12 protein-coding genes are annotated in these 16,475 nt (G+C 53.5%); 9 read left to right on the forward strand and 3 right to left on the reverse strand.

Annotated features, from left to right (window positions below):
• Nucleotides 1–52 precede the first annotated feature (52 nt).
• The 6 genes from trhO to BUB30_RS03740 all read left to right on the forward strand — a co-directional run bounded on the left by trhO (nt 53) and on the right by BUB30_RS03740 (nt 7,434).
• The gene (gene trhO, locus BUB30_RS03715; protein ID WP_073131163.1) at nt 53–1,084 is read left to right on the forward strand and encodes an oxygen-dependent tRNA uridine(34) hydroxylase TrhO; all 1,032 of its coding nucleotides are present in this window, start codon (nt 53–55) and stop codon (nt 1,082–1,084) included.
• 97 nt (nt 1,085–1,181) lie between these two features.
• Entirely contained in the window at nt 1,182–1,718 is a 537-nt protein-coding gene (gene mog, locus BUB30_RS03720) for a molybdopterin adenylyltransferase (RefSeq protein ID WP_073131165.1), read from the forward strand.
• 15 nt (nt 1,719–1,733) lie between these two features.
• Complete coding sequence (locus BUB30_RS03725) at nt 1,734–2,714, forward strand: M23 family metallopeptidase (RefSeq protein ID WP_073131166.1); 981 nt, start codon at nt 1,734–1,736, stop codon at nt 2,712–2,714.
• A gap of 97 nt (nt 2,715–2,811) precedes the next feature.
• Nucleotides 2,812–3,762, forward strand: a complete 951-nt coding sequence (locus tag BUB30_RS03730; RefSeq protein WP_073131168.1) for a hypothetical protein — start codon at nt 2,812–2,814, stop codon at nt 3,760–3,762.
• Between the two features lie 5 nt (nt 3,763–3,767).
• Nucleotides 3,768–6,449: a CHAT domain-containing tetratricopeptide repeat protein gene (locus BUB30_RS03735; RefSeq protein WP_073131170.1), complete on the forward strand. Its 2,682-nt coding sequence runs from the start codon at nt 3,768–3,770 to the stop codon at nt 6,447–6,449.
• 331 nt (nt 6,450–6,780) lie between these two features.
• Nucleotides 6,781–7,434, forward strand: a complete 654-nt coding sequence (locus tag BUB30_RS03740; RefSeq protein WP_073131171.1) for a protein-L-isoaspartate(D-aspartate) O-methyltransferase — start codon at nt 6,781–6,783, stop codon at nt 7,432–7,434.
• A 561-nt stretch (nt 7,435–7,995) separates the two neighbouring features.
• Here the strand turns inward: BUB30_RS03740 and thrC are convergent.
• Genes thrC through thrA form a run of 3 tightly spaced genes read right to left on the reverse strand, consistent with a single transcriptional unit; the run spans nt 7,996 to nt 12,781 of the window.
• On the reverse strand, nt 7,996–9,300 hold the full coding sequence (thrC, locus tag BUB30_RS03745; protein ID WP_073131173.1) for a threonine synthase: 1,305 nt from the start codon (nt 9,298–9,300) through the stop codon (nt 7,996–7,998).
• 53 nt (nt 9,301–9,353) lie between these two features.
• Nucleotides 9,354–10,283 (reverse strand): homoserine kinase, encoded by a 930-nt coding sequence (locus tag BUB30_RS03750; protein ID WP_073131175.1) that lies wholly within the window; start codon nt 10,281–10,283, stop codon nt 9,354–9,356.
• A gap of 50 nt (nt 10,284–10,333) precedes the next feature.
• Nucleotides 10,334–12,781, reverse strand: a complete 2,448-nt coding sequence (thrA, locus tag BUB30_RS03755; RefSeq protein WP_073131176.1) for a bifunctional aspartate kinase/homoserine dehydrogenase I — start codon at nt 12,779–12,781, stop codon at nt 10,334–10,336.
• Nucleotides 12,782–13,202: 421 nt separating this feature from the next.
• Between thrA and BUB30_RS03765 the strand changes: the two genes are divergently transcribed.
• The 3 genes from BUB30_RS03765 to BUB30_RS03775 all read left to right on the forward strand — a co-directional run bounded on the left by BUB30_RS03765 (nt 13,203) and on the right by BUB30_RS03775 (nt 16,440).
• A complete protein-coding gene (locus BUB30_RS03765; RefSeq protein ID WP_073131180.1) occupies nt 13,203–13,730 on the forward strand; it encodes an acyl-CoA thioesterase in 528 nt (175 codons plus the stop codon).
• The gene (locus BUB30_RS03770; RefSeq protein WP_073131181.1) at nt 13,727–14,113 is read left to right on the forward strand and encodes a hypothetical protein; all 387 of its coding nucleotides are present in this window, start codon (nt 13,727–13,729) and stop codon (nt 14,111–14,113) included. Before BUB30_RS03765 ends, BUB30_RS03770 begins: the two co-directional genes overlap by 4 nt.
• A 155-nt stretch (nt 14,114–14,268) precedes the next feature.
• Nucleotides 14,269–16,440, forward strand: a complete 2,172-nt coding sequence (locus tag BUB30_RS03775; protein ID WP_073131183.1) for a sodium-translocating pyrophosphatase — start codon at nt 14,269–14,271, stop codon at nt 16,438–16,440.
• The last annotated feature ends 35 nt before the right edge of the window (nt 16,441–16,475 follow it).

Here is a 16,475-nt window from a genome sequence, read left to right on the forward strand (position 1 = left end):
TTGACGGAGAAGCGTTACCTTTGCCGCCGATTAACCTGCAATTAATCGCATCATGGCATTGTATAACCGCGTAAACGGCCGCGTCCTCAAGGAGAAAATGCGCGCCGAGACCCAAAAACGGGTCACCATCTCTTTCTATAAATACCACCACATCACCGACCCCGCCGTCTTTCGCGACCAGCTCTACCTGGGCCTGGAAGCCATGGAAGTGCTCGGCAGGATCTACGTGGCCACCGAAGGCATCAATGCCCAGATCAGCGTTCCCGAGGAAAAAACAGAAACGTTCCGCGCCTATCTCTACAGCATCTCATTCCTGAACAACATCCGCCTTAACATCGCCGTACAAGATGACGGCAAGTCGTTCTTCAAACTCAAGATCCTCGTCCGCAAAAAGATCGTAGCCGACGGCCTCGACGACAGCACCTTCGACGCCTCCAAGACCGGTGTCCACGTCAATGCCAAAGAGTTCAACGCACTGGCCGAGGACCCCAACACGATCATCGTCGACATGCGCAACCATTACGAAAGTGAAGTCGGCCATTTCAAAAACGCCATCCTCCCCGACGTCGACACGTTTCGCGAGGAATTGCAACTGGTGGAAGACCTCATGAGAGAACAGAAAGACAAGAACCTGCTCATGTATTGCACCGGCGGCATCCGCTGCGAGAAGGCCAGCGCCTGGATGAAACACCAGGGATTCAAGAACATTTTCCAGCTCAACGGCGGCATCATCGAATACGCCCGCCAAGTAAAGCAGGAAGGCATCGAAAACAAATTCATCGGCAAGAACTTCGTCTTCGACGAGCGCCTCGGCGAACGCATCACCGACGACATCATCGCCCTCTGCCACCAATGCGGCCAACCCTGCGACGACCACGTCAACTGTAAAAACGACGGCTGCCACCTCCTCTTCATCCAATGCAAAGCCTGCGCAGAAAAATACAACCAATGCTGCAGCGAAGAATGCCAACACATCCTCACCCTCCCCGAAGAAGCCCAAAAAGAAATCCGCAAAGGCGTGAACAAAGGACGCCAGGTCTTCAAAAAAGGCCGCTCCGAAAACATCCTACATAAACCCGAATAGGCGCAGCCATGCACAGTCTCCCGCCTCGGGGACTGTGCTATCTCGAATATAACCTGGACGCTAAATAATCCCGGGCTTATATGTATTTTACCCCCCCATGAAACCCAACTCCATCGCCCGCATCGGCATCATTAACGTCTCGGACCGCGCCAGCCAAGGCATCTACGAAGACATCCCCGGCAAAGCCATCGTCGAAACCCTCACCGAATACCTGACCAGTCCCTGGGAAAAAGAATACGCCGTTGTGCCTGACGAACAGGATCTTATCGAGCAAACCCTCATCGAAATGGCCGATGTGAAAGGATGCTGTCTCATTATTACATCCGGTGGAACCGGTCCAGCCCTTCGCGACGTGACACCCGAGGCCACGGAAGCGGTCTGCAACAAGCTTATGCCTGGATTTGGGGAGCTGATGCGAGCAAAAAGTCTTACATACGTGCCAACGGCTATTCTTTCGCGCCAGACCGCCGGCATCAGGAACCGAACTTTAATTGTAAATTTGCCAGGGAAGCCAAAAGCCATCCGGCAATGCCTGGAGGCCGTCTTTCCGGCGATACCGTATTGCATCGACCTGCTGGAGGGACCATTCATCGAGTGTAATGATCAGATAATTAGGGTATTTAGACCCCAGTAATTAAATTACGACTTTATGGCACGCATCAAATACTACTACGACACGGAAACGTGCAAATACGAGCGGGTGAAGACCCGCACCAGCGATGTTGTTTTAAATGCCTTGGGACTTCTCTCCCTCACCGTTGCCATGGCCGTAGGTCTGCTCATTCTCTACAGCAACTACTTCGAATCTCCCAAAGAACTCATCCTCCAGAACGAAGTGAAGGAGCTCGAATTCTATTACGACAAAATGACCAAGGAAGTAGAGTCGCTCAGCTCCATTCTCGAGAACGTGGAACACCGCGACGATAACATTTACCGCGTGGTGTTGGGCGCCGAGCCCATCGAAAAATCCATCCGCCATGCCGGCGTTGGGGGTGTGGATCGTTATGCCGAGTTGAAGGAAAAAGACTTTTCACGCAAAGAGATCGTCCTCAGCCTGAACGAGAAAGTGGACCAGCTCCGCCGCAAGATCTATATTGAATCCAAGTCACAAGACGAAGTGGTGTTGTTGGCCGAGAAGAAGGAAAAACTGTACGCCGCCATCCCCGCCATCCAGCCCATCTCGAACAAGCAACTCGTCGCGATCGCTTCCGGTTTCGGATGGCGTACGCACCCCATCTACAAAGTAAAGAAAATGCACACCGGTATCGACTTTGCCGCTTCGATCGGTACGCCCATTTATGCGACTGCCGATGGCACCGTGGCGGTGGCCGAAGTGAAATTTAGCGGCTATGGCAAGATGGTGGAAATCGACCACGGCTTTGGCTACCGGACACGGTATGCGCACATGCACGATTTCAAAGTGCACCTGGGGCAAAGCGTAAAGCGTGGCGACCTCATCGGTTTTGTGGGTAACACGGGCCTCTCCACGGCGCCGCACTTGCACTACGAAGTTTTCATCAAAGGTGTCCAGGTGGATCCTGTTCACTATTTCTACAACGATCTTTCGGCCGCCGAATACGAAAAAGTGTTGGAGCTTTCTTCGATCGAAAACCAGTCGCTGGGCATGTAACCATATTTCTGTCGCCAGACAAAGAAAACCCGGCGTGTCGCACATGCCGGGTTTTCTTTTTTTTAGTCTACCTTCGTTGTATCGTAATTCTTGTCTCATGTCCAGGCTGTTTACCCGATCGCTGACCCCCCTCTTTGTTTTCTTTTTTCTATCCAGCGCATGGTCGCAAGGCTGTAGCGATGCGGGCTTTTGCACCATGGGGGCCATGAAGCCCGATCAGCCCTACAGCAAAAAGATCGCGTTGAAGCTGCGTTCCATGGAGATCAGCTTCTACCGGGGCACCACCACGCTCACGCCGATCGTTTACGTGGCCACAGCCGATCTCAATTTCAGCCTCAACACCAAGACCTCCTTCCAGGTGAAGCTTCCCTACCAGGCCGTGAAGGGCCGGCTGGCCACCACGCAGGGCATGGGCGACATCTCCCTTTGCCTGACGCGCAACATCTTCTCTTCCGAAAAGTATGACATCAACTTTTCCGTTGGAGGCAAGCTTCCCACAAACAATTCCAACAAGCACGACGAAGAAGGCAATCCCTTGCCCATGTACTACCAAACCAGTTTGGGCACCTACGACTTCATCACGGGCATTTCCCTCATCAGCCGGAAATGGCTCTTTGCCACCGGGGTCCAGATCCCGTTCAACCGCAATGGCAACCAGTTCCTCTGGTCCAACTGGAACCCCGACAGTTCCCCCGATGAATTGGCCTACGTACATGAATATTCGCCGGCCAAGGAATTGCGCCGTGGCACCGACGTAATGCTCCGCATTGAGCGAAGCTTCCGGTTCTCAAGACTGAACTTCACGGTGGGCATGCTGCCCATCTACAGGATCTATCACGACGAGTTCACCGACGCCACCGGCCAGCGCGTCCGCCCCGACGGCGGCATGGGATTGGCCTTGTCTGCCACCGGCACGGTGGGCTACAGTTTCAATGTGCGCTCGGGCATCAAGGCGTTGGTAGCCCATAAGATCGTTAACCGCGAATACCGGGGAGACGGTCTCACGCGTGAGCTTGTGACTACGTTCGGCTACTACTATCGCTTCTGATCGCCATGAGAAAATATCTATTGTTGCTTGTCTTTCTGGGCACCGGGTCGCTTGCCGTGGCTCAGAAACTAAAAACCATCGATTCGCTTTTCTTTGATTCGCGCTATGACCAGGCGCTGCCGGTGATCGAAGCCAATTTAAAAGTCGCGCGCACGGCAGAGGAACGCTCCATCCTGGAAAACAAGAAGGCGGAGGCGCTGATCCGTGGCGGAAAATTCGCGGAAGCAGAAAAACAATTGAAGTTCCTGGCCGCGCAACCCGCGTCGGCCTATCAGCAGGCCATTACACAAACGAACTACGGTTTATTGTACCTGTACCAGGGCCGAAACGATCTCTCGCTAGAGGCCCTTCAAAATGCGTTACAGGACTTTGAGAAAGATCACAAAGAAAACAGTCTCGACGCTGCCCTCGCTTTATCGCATTTGGGCAACCTGTATCGCACCACCGGCAAATACACCCAGGCCGAAGAACACCTGGCCCGCGCGTTGGCCATCCGCCAAAGTTACCTGCGCGAAGACAACGAGTGGATCGCTGCCTCTTACAATGACCTCGGGTTGATCTACAGCATTACCGATCCCGACAAAGCCTTAACCTATTACGAAAAGGCATTGACCATTTACCAGAAGCTGCACGGCAAGGACCATCCCAAGATCGCCCTCACCAACACGAACACGGGTTTCGTCTACCGGCAGATGGAATTGTATGGCGACGCCGTGAACAACCTGGAGTCGGCACTGAAGACCTGGGAGAAGATCTATCCCCAACCCCACCCCACCAAAGCGTTTGTGCTGTTCAGCCTCGGCGAAACCTATTTGAAGATGGGCGACCGCAAAGCGGCACAAGGTTACTACGATCGCGCGCTGGCCATGTACGAGAGCAGCTATGGCAAGAAACACCCCGAACGCGCCTCCGTACTCAACGCCATGGGTAGTCTGAAACTGACCGATGGCAAGTTCGACGAAGCGCTCGCCGACTACCAGCAGGCCATGCAGGCGAACGTGCGCGGCTTCGAAAACAACGACCTCAACCAAAACCCGCCGCTGAAAGATTTCTACAACGGCAACACGCTGCTGTATTCCCTCATCGACAAAGCCCAGGCCCTGGAAGCACGCTACTATGGAAAGACACTAAAGCTTGCCGAGATGGAGCTGGCCGTAAAAACCCTCCAGCGGGCCGACTCCCTCATCGACCGTCTGCGGCAACAGATCGCCAACGAGAACGACAAGATCGCCCTGGGGGCCGTGGCAAATGATATCTATGCCGCCGGGGTTCGCATTGCCCAGGAGACCAGCGTGATCGCCCTGCACAAAAAGAAATGGCAGGCCCTGTCGTTCTATTTTGCAGAGAAGAGCAAGTCGGCCGTGTTGCTGGAGGCCATCTCGGATGTGAACGCCAAGTCATTTGCTGGCATCCCGGAAGCGCTGCTGGAGGAAGAGAAAAGCCTGAAGTCGGCGATCGCCCTCACGGCCCAGCAATTGGCTCAGAAGCCGACCGAATCGGAAGAGCGTTACCTGCGCGAAACGGCGTTCAATCTGAACCGAAGCTACGAGGCATTCACGAAGCAGCTCGAGACAAAATTCCCGGAGTATTACAACTTGAAATTCAACACCGCGTCGCCCTCCATCACCGAGTTGCAATCGCGTATGGACGCCCACACGGCCATCCTCAGCTATTTTACGGACGACAAGAATCATCACCTCTACATTTTCCTGGTCACCCAAAAGCACTTCAGCATTGTGGATCATGCGGTGCCCAAAGAATTTGACAAGTACATTACCGGGCTGCGCAACAGTTTATTCTTTAACGAGATCGAAACCTACAAGACCGCAGCACATGCGTTGTCCTCCCTGCTCATTCCGCCGCACATTCCCTCCAGCATCACCGACCTCGTTGTGCTTCCCACGGGCCGGCTAGGCATCATTCCCTTCGAAACCTTGGTGACCACGAAAATTAAAACGACCGATACGTATGCCACGCTCCCCTACCTGTTAAAGCGCTACGCGGTGCGGTATGAATTTTCGGCTTCGCTGATCTTACAGAAAGCGGCGATGAAGCCACCGACGGAAGCTTCCATCTTTTTATGCGCGCCGGTCACCTTCAATCCGCAGGATCACCTGGCCGAACTTCCCGGAACGGAGTCGGAAGTGAATGCGATCTCAAAATTATTTGGCGCACGCAACTTCAGAAGCGCCGTCTGCACACGCGACCAGGCCGATGAAAAAGTAGCCAAGTCCGACGCCCTGAAAAGTTACAGCTACCTGCATTTCGCAACCCACGGGATAGTGGACGAAAACAACCCGGAACTTTCGCGCATCTTCCTGCGCTCGGCCACTGGCACCGAGGATGGCAATTTGTTTACGGGAGAAATCTACAACCTGCAATTGAACGCCAACCTGGTGACGCTCTCGGCTTGCCAGACCGGGCTTGGAAAAATTTCAAAAGGTGAAGGCGTGATCGGATTATCGAGGGCACTCGTGTATGCGGGTGCAAAAAATATCATGGTCTCGTTTTGGAGCGTGGCCGATGAATCGACGGCCGAACTGATGCAGGATTTCTACAAGACCTTGCTGGAACATCCGGGCACAAACTTCAGCCAAAACCTGCAACAGGCGAAGTTGGATTTGCTGAAAACAGGCAAATTTGAGTCCCCGTATTATTGGGCTCCTTTTATCTTGATCGGGTATTGATTTTGGGGATTTTTTATTCTGCCCGTACAGTAGTTTGTGCGGTTAACACAACTACTGTATGGTGCAGATAAAACACATGTGAACGCTATGGCAAAAAGCTTTTTCACTGTGTGGAGAGAACTTTAAAGTAAGGGCATAAGTTCGACTTTTCCTAAAGAATTTCTGAAACTTTGTGAACCCTGAAAAAATGGCTTTTTTGCGGGGCCAAATTTGAAGGACCATGACATTTCTTCATTTCGGAAATGCGTCTTTTTTTAGTTAATTTATTGATTTACAGTGGTTTGAATTGTTATCCACAATCCATCCACAATCTGATTTTTTTTGAGAAAGTATGTACGAAGACAATTACAGGCAGCGGGGATTGCGTCAAAAACTGGTGAAAAAACTGGCCGAAAAAGGCATCAAAGATGAGGCGGTTTTGGCGGCCATAAACCGGGTTCCGAGACACGTTTTTTTTGAGAATGCACTGCTCGATCACGCCTACCAGGACAAGGCTTTTCCGATCGGTGAAGGCCAGACCATTTCACAACCCTACACCGTCGCCTTTCAAACCGAAAAGCTCGACATCAAGCCCGGCGACAAGGTGCTGGAGATCGGCACAGGGTCGGGTTACCAGGCTTGCGTTTTGCTGGAATTGAAAGCCAAAGTATACACCATCGAATACAACCGGAAGCTCTACGACACCGTCCGCGAGATGCTCCCCTCGCTCGGCTACAAACCTTATTTCTTTTATGGCGATGGTTCAAAAGGCCTTCCTCAAAAAGCACCGTTCAACAAGATCATCGTGACCGCTGGCGCACCCGTTGTGCCCACCGCCCTGACCGAACAACTCGCCGAAGACGGCATCCTGGTCATTCCCGTAGGGGATCGCGAAAAGCAAGTGATGCTCCGCATTCAGAAAAAAAATGGCAAGCTGATCAAAGAAGAGTACGCCAATTTTGCATTCGTTCCACTGCTCGGTGAGCAGGGATGGAAAGAGAAATGAAGATGTGTTAAGAAATAAGCAAGCGCGCGATAAATATGTGAGTACGGTGTCAGCGATGTAAAAAAGGCAGCACGGCTGGCTGATAGAGAATAATAAGTCGAGCCCTTGAAGAAGCGTAAGGAGTAGTTGAACGATGGAGTAAAAAGACAATCCGCTATCTGTTAAACCTACAGCAGGACGAACACAAAAGCGCTAACTTGTTTAGGACGGCGCAAATTTTAATAACGTCCCCAAGCCCGTAGGGCTTTCCCATCATAACCCCGGGTGCAACCCGGGGCAGCGAACAATTCCTAATTAACCCCAGCGGGGTTACCTTTTTAGGCTCCCCCCTTTCCTATACCAAAGCGCTTCAATAAAGGGATTGTTCATCGACGCCATGATGCGCACCCCAAAAGAGAACCCCTACGGGGTTGATTCACGTTTTGCGTCTACCCCTGGTTGCACCCGGGGTTATGATCGGGAAGCCCTACGGGCTTGGTGACGCATTTGAGCGTGTCGCATTTGGACGCAGCGAATGGAAGGGACCTAGCTCAACTACTCCTTCAAAAAAAAATCCATTTGCTAAAACTTCGTTAAAAGAAAATCCTTGAACGCTGCAAACTCCTTCGTTGCCGGAATCGTCTTCTTTTTTCCTTGCATGAACTTTTGCAATGCCGGTGGGATCTCGATAGTTCGACCTAAAGTGTCCTCCACCACTTCCTTGAATTTTGCCGGGTGTGCTGTTTCCAGGAAAATGCCCGTCACATCTTCTTTGGTTTCCTGTACGTATTTCTTTAACCCCAGATAGCCGATCGCGCCGTGAGGGTCCATGATGTAACCCTGGCCCGCGAAGACTGCACGCATGGCCTGCTGTGTTTCTTCGTCGCTAAAAGCATAGCCGCGAATGTCTTTGGAAAGGGCTTCGAAGTTCTTTCCGAACAACTCCAGCATCCGCACAAAGTTGCTGGGGTTGCCCACGTCCATGGCGTTGCTGATGGTTTGCTGCGACGGGCGGGGACGAAACGTTTGGGTCTTCAAATATTCAGGGACCACGTCGTTGCTGTTGGTCGCGGCGATGAAGCGGTGTATCGGCAGGCCCATACGCTGCGCGAGCAATCCGCCGGTGATGTTGCCGAAGTTTCCGCTGGGGATGGAATAGACCACCGGTTTTTTCAACGCCTGCACCTTGGCAAAGGAATAGAAGTAATAGAACGACTGTGGGATCAGTCGCGCGATGTTGATGGAGTTGGCCGAGGTGAGAAAGAATTTCTTTTTCAGATCGGCATCCAAAAACGCCTGCTTCACCAGATGTTGGCAATCGTCGAACGTGCCCTCTACTTCCAGGGCCGTGATGTTCTGTTCCAGGGTGGTGAACTGCTTTTCCTGGATCTCGCTCACTTTGCCAGACGGATATAAGACCACCACGCGCGTTCCCGGCACGCCCAGAAAGCCGTTGGCCACGGCACTACCCGTATCGCCTGAAGTTGCGGCCAGGATCACAATCTCCTGGTGTTGCTGTTTTGCAAAATAGCCCAGCAACTGGGACATAAACCGCGCGCCAAAGTCTTTGAAAGCTAGCGTGGGACCATGAAACAACTCCAGCGAATAAACCCCCTCCTCTACTTTCACCACGGGTGCATCAAACTGCAGCGTATGTTTTATGATGCGTTGCAATTCCTCTTTCGGAATATCGTCACCGATGATGGCTTGTGCCACGGTGAAGGCCATGTCTTCAAAGGAGATTCCCGGAAGGGCATCAAAGAATGCTTTTGGCAACACGGGGATACGCTCGGGCATATACAGTCCGTTGTCGGGTGCAAGACCTTGTGTGACGGCCTGGCGGAGGTCTACTTTGAGGGAGGGGTTATTGGTGCTGTAAAATTTCATTCCTGTTTTTTAATGTTTACGAATGTCTCCATTCGAAGGGATACTATTCTTTTCTAGGCGACAACGCGGGCTCCCGCATCGTTGATCTTGGATACGAAGACGTCGCTCTTCAGTTTCATGGACTCGAATTGTTGTTGCAAGGCTTTGCCCACGCGTTCGGCGATGCTGTACTCTGTGCTCAGCGAAAAGATCGTCGGCCCGGAGCCGGAGATGCCGCAACCCAGCGCGCCGTTTCTCAACGACTCGGCCTTGATATTCTCAAAGCCTGGGATGAGTGCTGCGCGAATCGGCTCGGCCACCACGTCGTGCAGGGAGCGCATGATCAGTCCATAGTCGGGTTTCATCAGGCCCACCACCAGGCCGGCAATGTTGCCCCACTGCGTGATGGCATCCTTCATGGGAATGGAGGCTTTCAATACTCTTCGTGAATCTTCGGTCTTCAACTCCAGGTGGGGATGTACCAGCGTGCAGTAGAGGTTGGGTGGTGTGGGGATCTTGGCCACGTCGAGGGGAGCATAGCCACGGATCAACACAAAGCCGCCTAGTAGTGAAGGCGCCACGTTGTCGGCGTGGGCCGAGCCACAGGCGATGCGTTCGGCTTCCATGGCAAAGGGCAACAGTTGCTCTCGCGAAAGCGGGTTGTCATACAGGTGGTTGATGGCCACCAACGCTGCCGCGGAACTCGCCGCGCTGGAGCCCATGCCGCTGCCCAGGGGCAACTTCTTGTGCAACACGATCTCCGCGCCTTGTTCGCTGCCAATCGACTCCAGGAAGGCTTCCACAGCCACTCCCGCCGTGTTGCTGCTGGCGTGCAGGGGAAGTCTTCCCCCATCGCCGGTGATCTGTTTAATGACCACTCCCGGTGTTGACGTGAGCGTGATGATCACTTCATCGGCGGGCGCTTCAACGGCAAAACCGAAAATGTCGAACCCGCACGATACGTTGGCCACGGTGGCGGGGGCTAATGCTTTTATGGATTTCATGGGTTGATCGATGGGGTCTTAAAGTTTGTATCTGGTTTGTATGGCGATCGCTATTTGGCATAGTGACCAATGCGGATCACATCCGCAAAAACTCCTGCCGCCGTCACCTCCGCACCGGCACCGGGACCGCGGATCACCATGGGGCGGTCGTGGTAGCGCTCCGTGGTGAGCAAGATGATGTTGTCGCTGCCCGACAGGGAGTAGAACGGATGCTTGCCTTCTACGGATCCCAGTTGAATCTTCACCACACCGTTGTCCAGCACGGCCATGTAGCGCAACTTCTGATTCTTGTCGGCTGCTTTCTTGCGCAGCGCCTCAAATTCAGCGTCGTGTTTTTCCAGGCGTTTCATGAACTCGTCGATGGAGATATCTCCCTGGCACGATTCGGGCACGAGGTTTTCCACTTTGATGTCGCCCAGTTCCATGCTCAGGCCGGTTTCGCGGGAGAGGATAAGGATCTTGCGGGCCACGTCCATGCCGTTGAGGTCGTCGCGCGGATCGGGTTCGGTATAGCCTTTGGCTTTTGCTTCTTTCACCACGTCGCTGAATTTTGTTCCCTCCTCAAAGGAGCTGAAGATATAGTTCAGCGTTCCGCTCAGCACAGCCTCTATGCGCAATACTTTGTCGCCGCTCAACAACAAGTCGTTCATGGTGTTGATCACGGGCAATCCCGCGCCAACATTGGTTTCGTAAAGGAACTTCGCACCGCGTTGAAACGCCGTCGCCTTCAACTTCTGGTATTCTTCCATGGAAGAGGAGTTCGCTTTTTTATTCGGTGTCACGATGGAGACGTTTGCCGACAGGATGGCTTCATAAAAAGCGGTCACATCCGGGCTCGACGTGCAGTCCACAAAAATGCTGTTGGGCAAATTCAGCGAAAGCATCTTGTCATAGAACGCCTGCATGCTCATGTCTTCGCCTTCTTTCACCAGCCGGTCAACGGCGGTGGTCAGCGTGAGGCCATCTTCTTCGAAAAGCATCTTGCGGCTGTTGGCCACAGCGACCACGTTCACTTCCAGCCGGTTCTCTTTGGCCAGCTTGGCAAATTGTTCGTTGATCATCGCCAGCAAGGCTTTACCGATCAGCCCGGTGCCTACCAGGTATACATTCAAGAGTTTGCGATCGGACAGGAAAAATGCTTCGTGCAAAGCATTCAGCGCTTTTGCAGCGTCCACTTGAGGGATCACGGCCGAGATGTTGCGCTCGGACGATCCTTGTGCGATGGCCACCACGTTCACGCCGTTTTTCCCCAACGCACTGAACATACGTCCGCTGGTGCCCGGGCTGTGCTTCATGCCATCGCCCACAACGGCGACGATCGACAGATCGGTCTCCACCGGGATCTCGTCGATTTCTTCGTTGCGGATCTCGTATTGAAATTCTTTTTCGATGGCCGCCTTGGCGCGGTGAGCATATTCATTTTCAACGGCAAAGCAGATCGAGTGCTCCGACGAGGCCTGGCTGATGAGGATCACGTTCACGTTCTCGCGGGCCAGTGTGGCGAACAAGCGCATGGAGGCGCCCACCACACCCAACAGTCCGCTTCCCTGCAAACTGAGCAGGCTCACCCCGTTCATCGACGAGATGCCTTTGATCATTTTACCATTCTTCGATTCCGCGTGGATCACGGTGCCTTCGAAGGTGGGGTTGAAGGTGTTCTTGATCCAGATGGGGATCTTGTTCACCATGGCGGGTTGCATGGTGGCCGGGAAGATCACCTTAGCACCGAAGTGCGAAAGCTCCATAGCCTCCTCGTAGCTCATCTGTGGCACGGTGAAGGCTTTCTTTACCTTGCGCGGATCGGCGGTCATCATGCCATCGACGTCGGTCCATATTTCCAGGTCGGTGGCGTGCAGGGCGCCGGCGAAGATGGCGGCGGTGTAGTCGGAGCCGCTGCGGCCCAGGGTCGTGGTCTCGCCGCTTTCGGAGGTGGCCACAAAGCCGGTGATGATCTGGACGTCCTGGTGGTGTTTGAAGTATTCAGCGATCAGCTTGTTGGTCGTAACAAAGTCAACCTTGGCATAGCCGAAGTGGCCGTCCGTGCGGATCACTTTGCGGGCATCGAGGAACTCGGCGGCATGGCCGCGGTCTTTGAACGCTTCGGCAATGATGTAGGCAGAAAGGCGTTCGCCAAAGCTCATCACGTAGTCTAACGTGCGCGGTGTACGCTCTTTCACGAGGTATACGCCATGCAGCACGTCTTCCAACTCGTTCATCATAAACTTGACCTGGGCGAGGATGCCGCTTTGGCGCTGGATGTTGATGAGTTCGCGCACCGCTTCGAGGTGTCGCTTCTCCAACTCGGCCAGCTTGGTCTTGTATTCCAGGTTGCCTTGCAGGGCGAGGTGGCTCACTTGAATGAGCCCATCGGTGACGCCGCCAAATGCCGAGAACACAATGGCAATGTCGCCCGTGAGGAGAGGTTTTACGATTTCGATAACCGACTGTATCCGGGCAGGAGTGGCAACCGATGAGCCACCGAATTTCAGGACCTTCATGTAAAAATTATGGTTTGAGATGATGATTTCAACTAGACTACTAGGGTGACCAGTTCATCCAACTCCTGGAGGTGGACACTAATCGGCATGGCTGGGGTATGGGATCACGTACGGGTCACCCCGTAATGATGGTAATGGTAGAAATGGTGATGATGGAAGGGCAAGCCGGAGCAGCCTTTGTGATAAAGGAGCCGCTGAAAGGTATGGTGAAAGTCGCTTGCATTTTTTTGACGCACCGAAATAATGAAATGATCCACTTGATTGCAAAGTATTTTTTATGATTTTTGCACGAACTAACGGTTAGTAGTGCGTTGGCAACGTTTGAAATGAAATTTCGAGACACGCCAAGCCTGTTCAGACCCCAAAGTTTGTTCATCACGACTGCTTCCGTCCGGTTTTGTTTCATTGCTTATCCTGATCCATGTCCCGAAAGAAAAAATTTCCCCGTGAGTCCTTTGTCAGCATGACGGAGCTTGTTTTGCCCAACGATACCAATACCCTGAACAACCTGATGGGTGGAAGGCTCATGCACTGGATGGACATTGTGTCGGCCATTTCCGCGCAGAAGCACTCCAACAGCACGGTGGTCACCGCATCGGTGGACAACATCTCGTTCAAACACCCTATCCGGTTGGGCAACGTGGTCACCCTGAAGGCGAAAGTGACGCGGGCCTTCAACTCCTCCATGGAGGTGCGCATCGACGTGGAGGCCGAAGATGTTCCCAACGCCCACAAGTTCGAGAGCAACGCGGCCTACTTCACCTTTGTGGCCCTCGATCCCCAGGGAAAAACGAGAGACGTTCCCGAAGTGGAGCCCGAAAATGACGAGGAGCGCGCTTTATATGATGGAGCGCTTCGCCGCCGGCAGCTGCGCCTCATTCTTTCCGGCAGAATGAAACCATCGGAAGCCAAAGAACTCAAGTCCATTTTTGATATCAGCGAATCATGACCACCCCATCGTCTTCCCTCGAAAGTCTTTACCAGGAGGAGCTATACAGCCTGCCCAGTCCCGTGCTGTTCATCCTAAACCAGCCCTGGGAAAGCATTTCCGAACCCGACAAGACCGTGCTCACCAAAATGATCGGTGCCCTGCGGCTCTCCCTGGCGTCGGTGCGCATCATCACCCGCCCGGAGTTCACCCTGGCCGACATCTCGGCCTATGCGCCCACGAAAGTGATCGCGCTGGGTGCCCGCTTCAAAGCATCACCCGACCTCTATAAGCACCTATCCCAGGACGGTGTTTCCGTTGTAGCCGGCGACGCCTTGCCCGCGCTCGACGATGTTAAAAAGAAGAACCTGTGGCTGGCCTTGCGACAGATGTTTGGCGTGTGATCGTGTGTGCCTGTACTTTTTTTGATTAAGATACCGCATCGGGTACGGGACTTTTGCGGGTTTGCGTCCTTCTCCTATATTTGCGGTTCTTTAAAAATGTCATGGCGCCTAACCGCTTGATTTTTACGAAGTAAACTACATCCTAAATTATAACCATGAACAGTATTCTATATCTTATCCCGGCCTTTGGAGTTGTTGGGCTCATCGTTATGGCCATTAAGTCCGCCTGGGTCAAAAAACAAGATCCCGGAACTGCCACCATGCAGGAATTGGCTGGCTACATCGCCGATGGTGCCATGGCCTTTCTGCGGGCCGAGTGGAAGATCCTGGGTTACTTTGCCGTTATCGCCGCCATTCTTTTGGGATGGTCCGGAACGTTGGTAGCAGACTCCTCGCCGCTGATTGCCGTTTCGTTCCTGCTCGGTGCCGTGCTTTCCGCCTTCGCGGGATACATTGGCATGAAGATCGCCACCAAAGCCAACGTGCGCACTACACAAGCCGCCCGCACCAGCCTGGCACAAGCCTTGAAAGTATCGTTCACCGGTGGTTCGGTGATGGGTATCGGAGTAGCCGGATTGGCCATCCTTGGTTTAGGAAGCTTGTTCATTGTTCTCTTCCAGATCTTCGTACCTGAAGGCGCTGCCATCAACGGCATTGAAATGAAACGCGCGATCGAAGTGCTCGCAGGCTTCTCGCTGGGCGCTGAGTCTATCGCCTTGTTCGCCCGGGTAGGCGGCGGGATCTATACAAAAGCTGCCGACGTTGGTGCTGACCTCGTGGGCAAAGTAGAAGCCGGCATCCCCGAAGACGACGTTCGCAACCCCGCCACCATCGCCGACAACGTAGGTGACAACGTGGGGGACGTAGCCGGTATGGGGGCCGACTTGTTCGGTTCCTATGTGGCCACCATCCTCGCCACCATGGTGTTGGGTCAGGAGATCGATGCCTCGGCCGATAAGTTCGGCGGCCTCTCTCCCATCCTGTTGCCCATGATGATCGCCGGTCTCGGCCTCATCTTCTCCATTGTAGCCACGTGGTTTGTCCGTATCAAACAAGAAACCGATAGCGTGCAAAACGCCTTGAACATCGGCAACTGGTCCTCTATTATTATGACGGCCATCGCTTCTTATTTTGCTGTACACTACCTGCTCCCTGAAACCCTTGTTCACCGCGGCACCGCGTTCACATCCAACGATGTGTTCATGGCCATTATCGTCGGTCTCGTGGTGGGAACATTGATGAGCCTTATCACTGAATATTATACGGCCATGGGCAAGCGCCCTGTGCTCTCTATTATCCGTCAATCCGGAACCGGCCATGCCACCAACATCATCGGCGGTCTTTCCGTGGGCATGGAATCGACCGTGTTGCCGATCATTGTGTTGGCCGCAGGTATCATTGTCTCTTTTGAATTTGCAGGCTTGTATGGTGTATCCATCGCCGCCGCCGGCATGATGGCAACCACCGCCATGCAGTTGGCCATCGACGCCTTCGGTCCCATCGCCGACAACGCCGGTGGTATCGCCGAAATGAGCCAGCTTCCTGAAGAAGTACGTCACCGCACCGATAACCTGGATGCTGTTGGTAACACGACCGCTGCCACCGGAAAAGGTTTTGCCATCGCTTCTGCTGCCTTGACTTCATTGGCATTGTTCGCCGCCTTCGTGGGCATCTCCGGCATCACCGCTATTGACATTTACAAAGCTCCCGTATTGGCCGGCCTGTTCATCGGCGGCATGATCCCGTTCATCTTTTCTTCGCTGGCAATTGCGGCCGTAGGTCGTGCAGCGATGGACATGGTGAATGAAGTGCGGAGACAATTCCGCGAAATTCCGGGCATCATGGAATACAAATCCAAGCCTGAGTATGAAAAGTGCGTGGCTATCTCCACCAAAGCCTCCATCCGCGAAATGATCGCTCCCGGCGCTATTGCCCTGCTGGTGCCCGTGATCGTGGGTTTCACCTTTGGTCCCGAAGTACTGGGTGGTGTGTTGGCCGGCGTAACGGTTTCCGGCGTGCTGATGGGTATGTTCCAATCCAACGCCGGTGGCGCATGGGACAATGCCAAGAAATCTTTTGAGAAAGGCGTGGAGATCAACGGTCAGGTTTATTACAAAAAATCCGAGCCCCACAAAGCGTCTGTAACGGGCGACACGGTGGGCGATCCTTTCAAGGATACCTCCGGTCCTTCGATGAACATTCTGATCAAGCTGACCTCGATCGTCGCGCTGATCATTGCACCCCATATTTCGCACCACGATCACGCAGCAGCGAAAGCCGTGGAGACAAAGCCTGTGGTGGAGAAAGTGACCACGGTAGCTCCCTAAGCTCCAAAGAAAACCATTGATCGAAGAGCCCCGGT

Source organism: Chryseolinea serpens (assembly GCF_900129725.1).
In the GTDB taxonomy this organism is placed as follows: domain Bacteria; phylum Bacteroidota; class Bacteroidia; order Cytophagales; family Cyclobacteriaceae; genus Chryseolinea; species Chryseolinea serpens.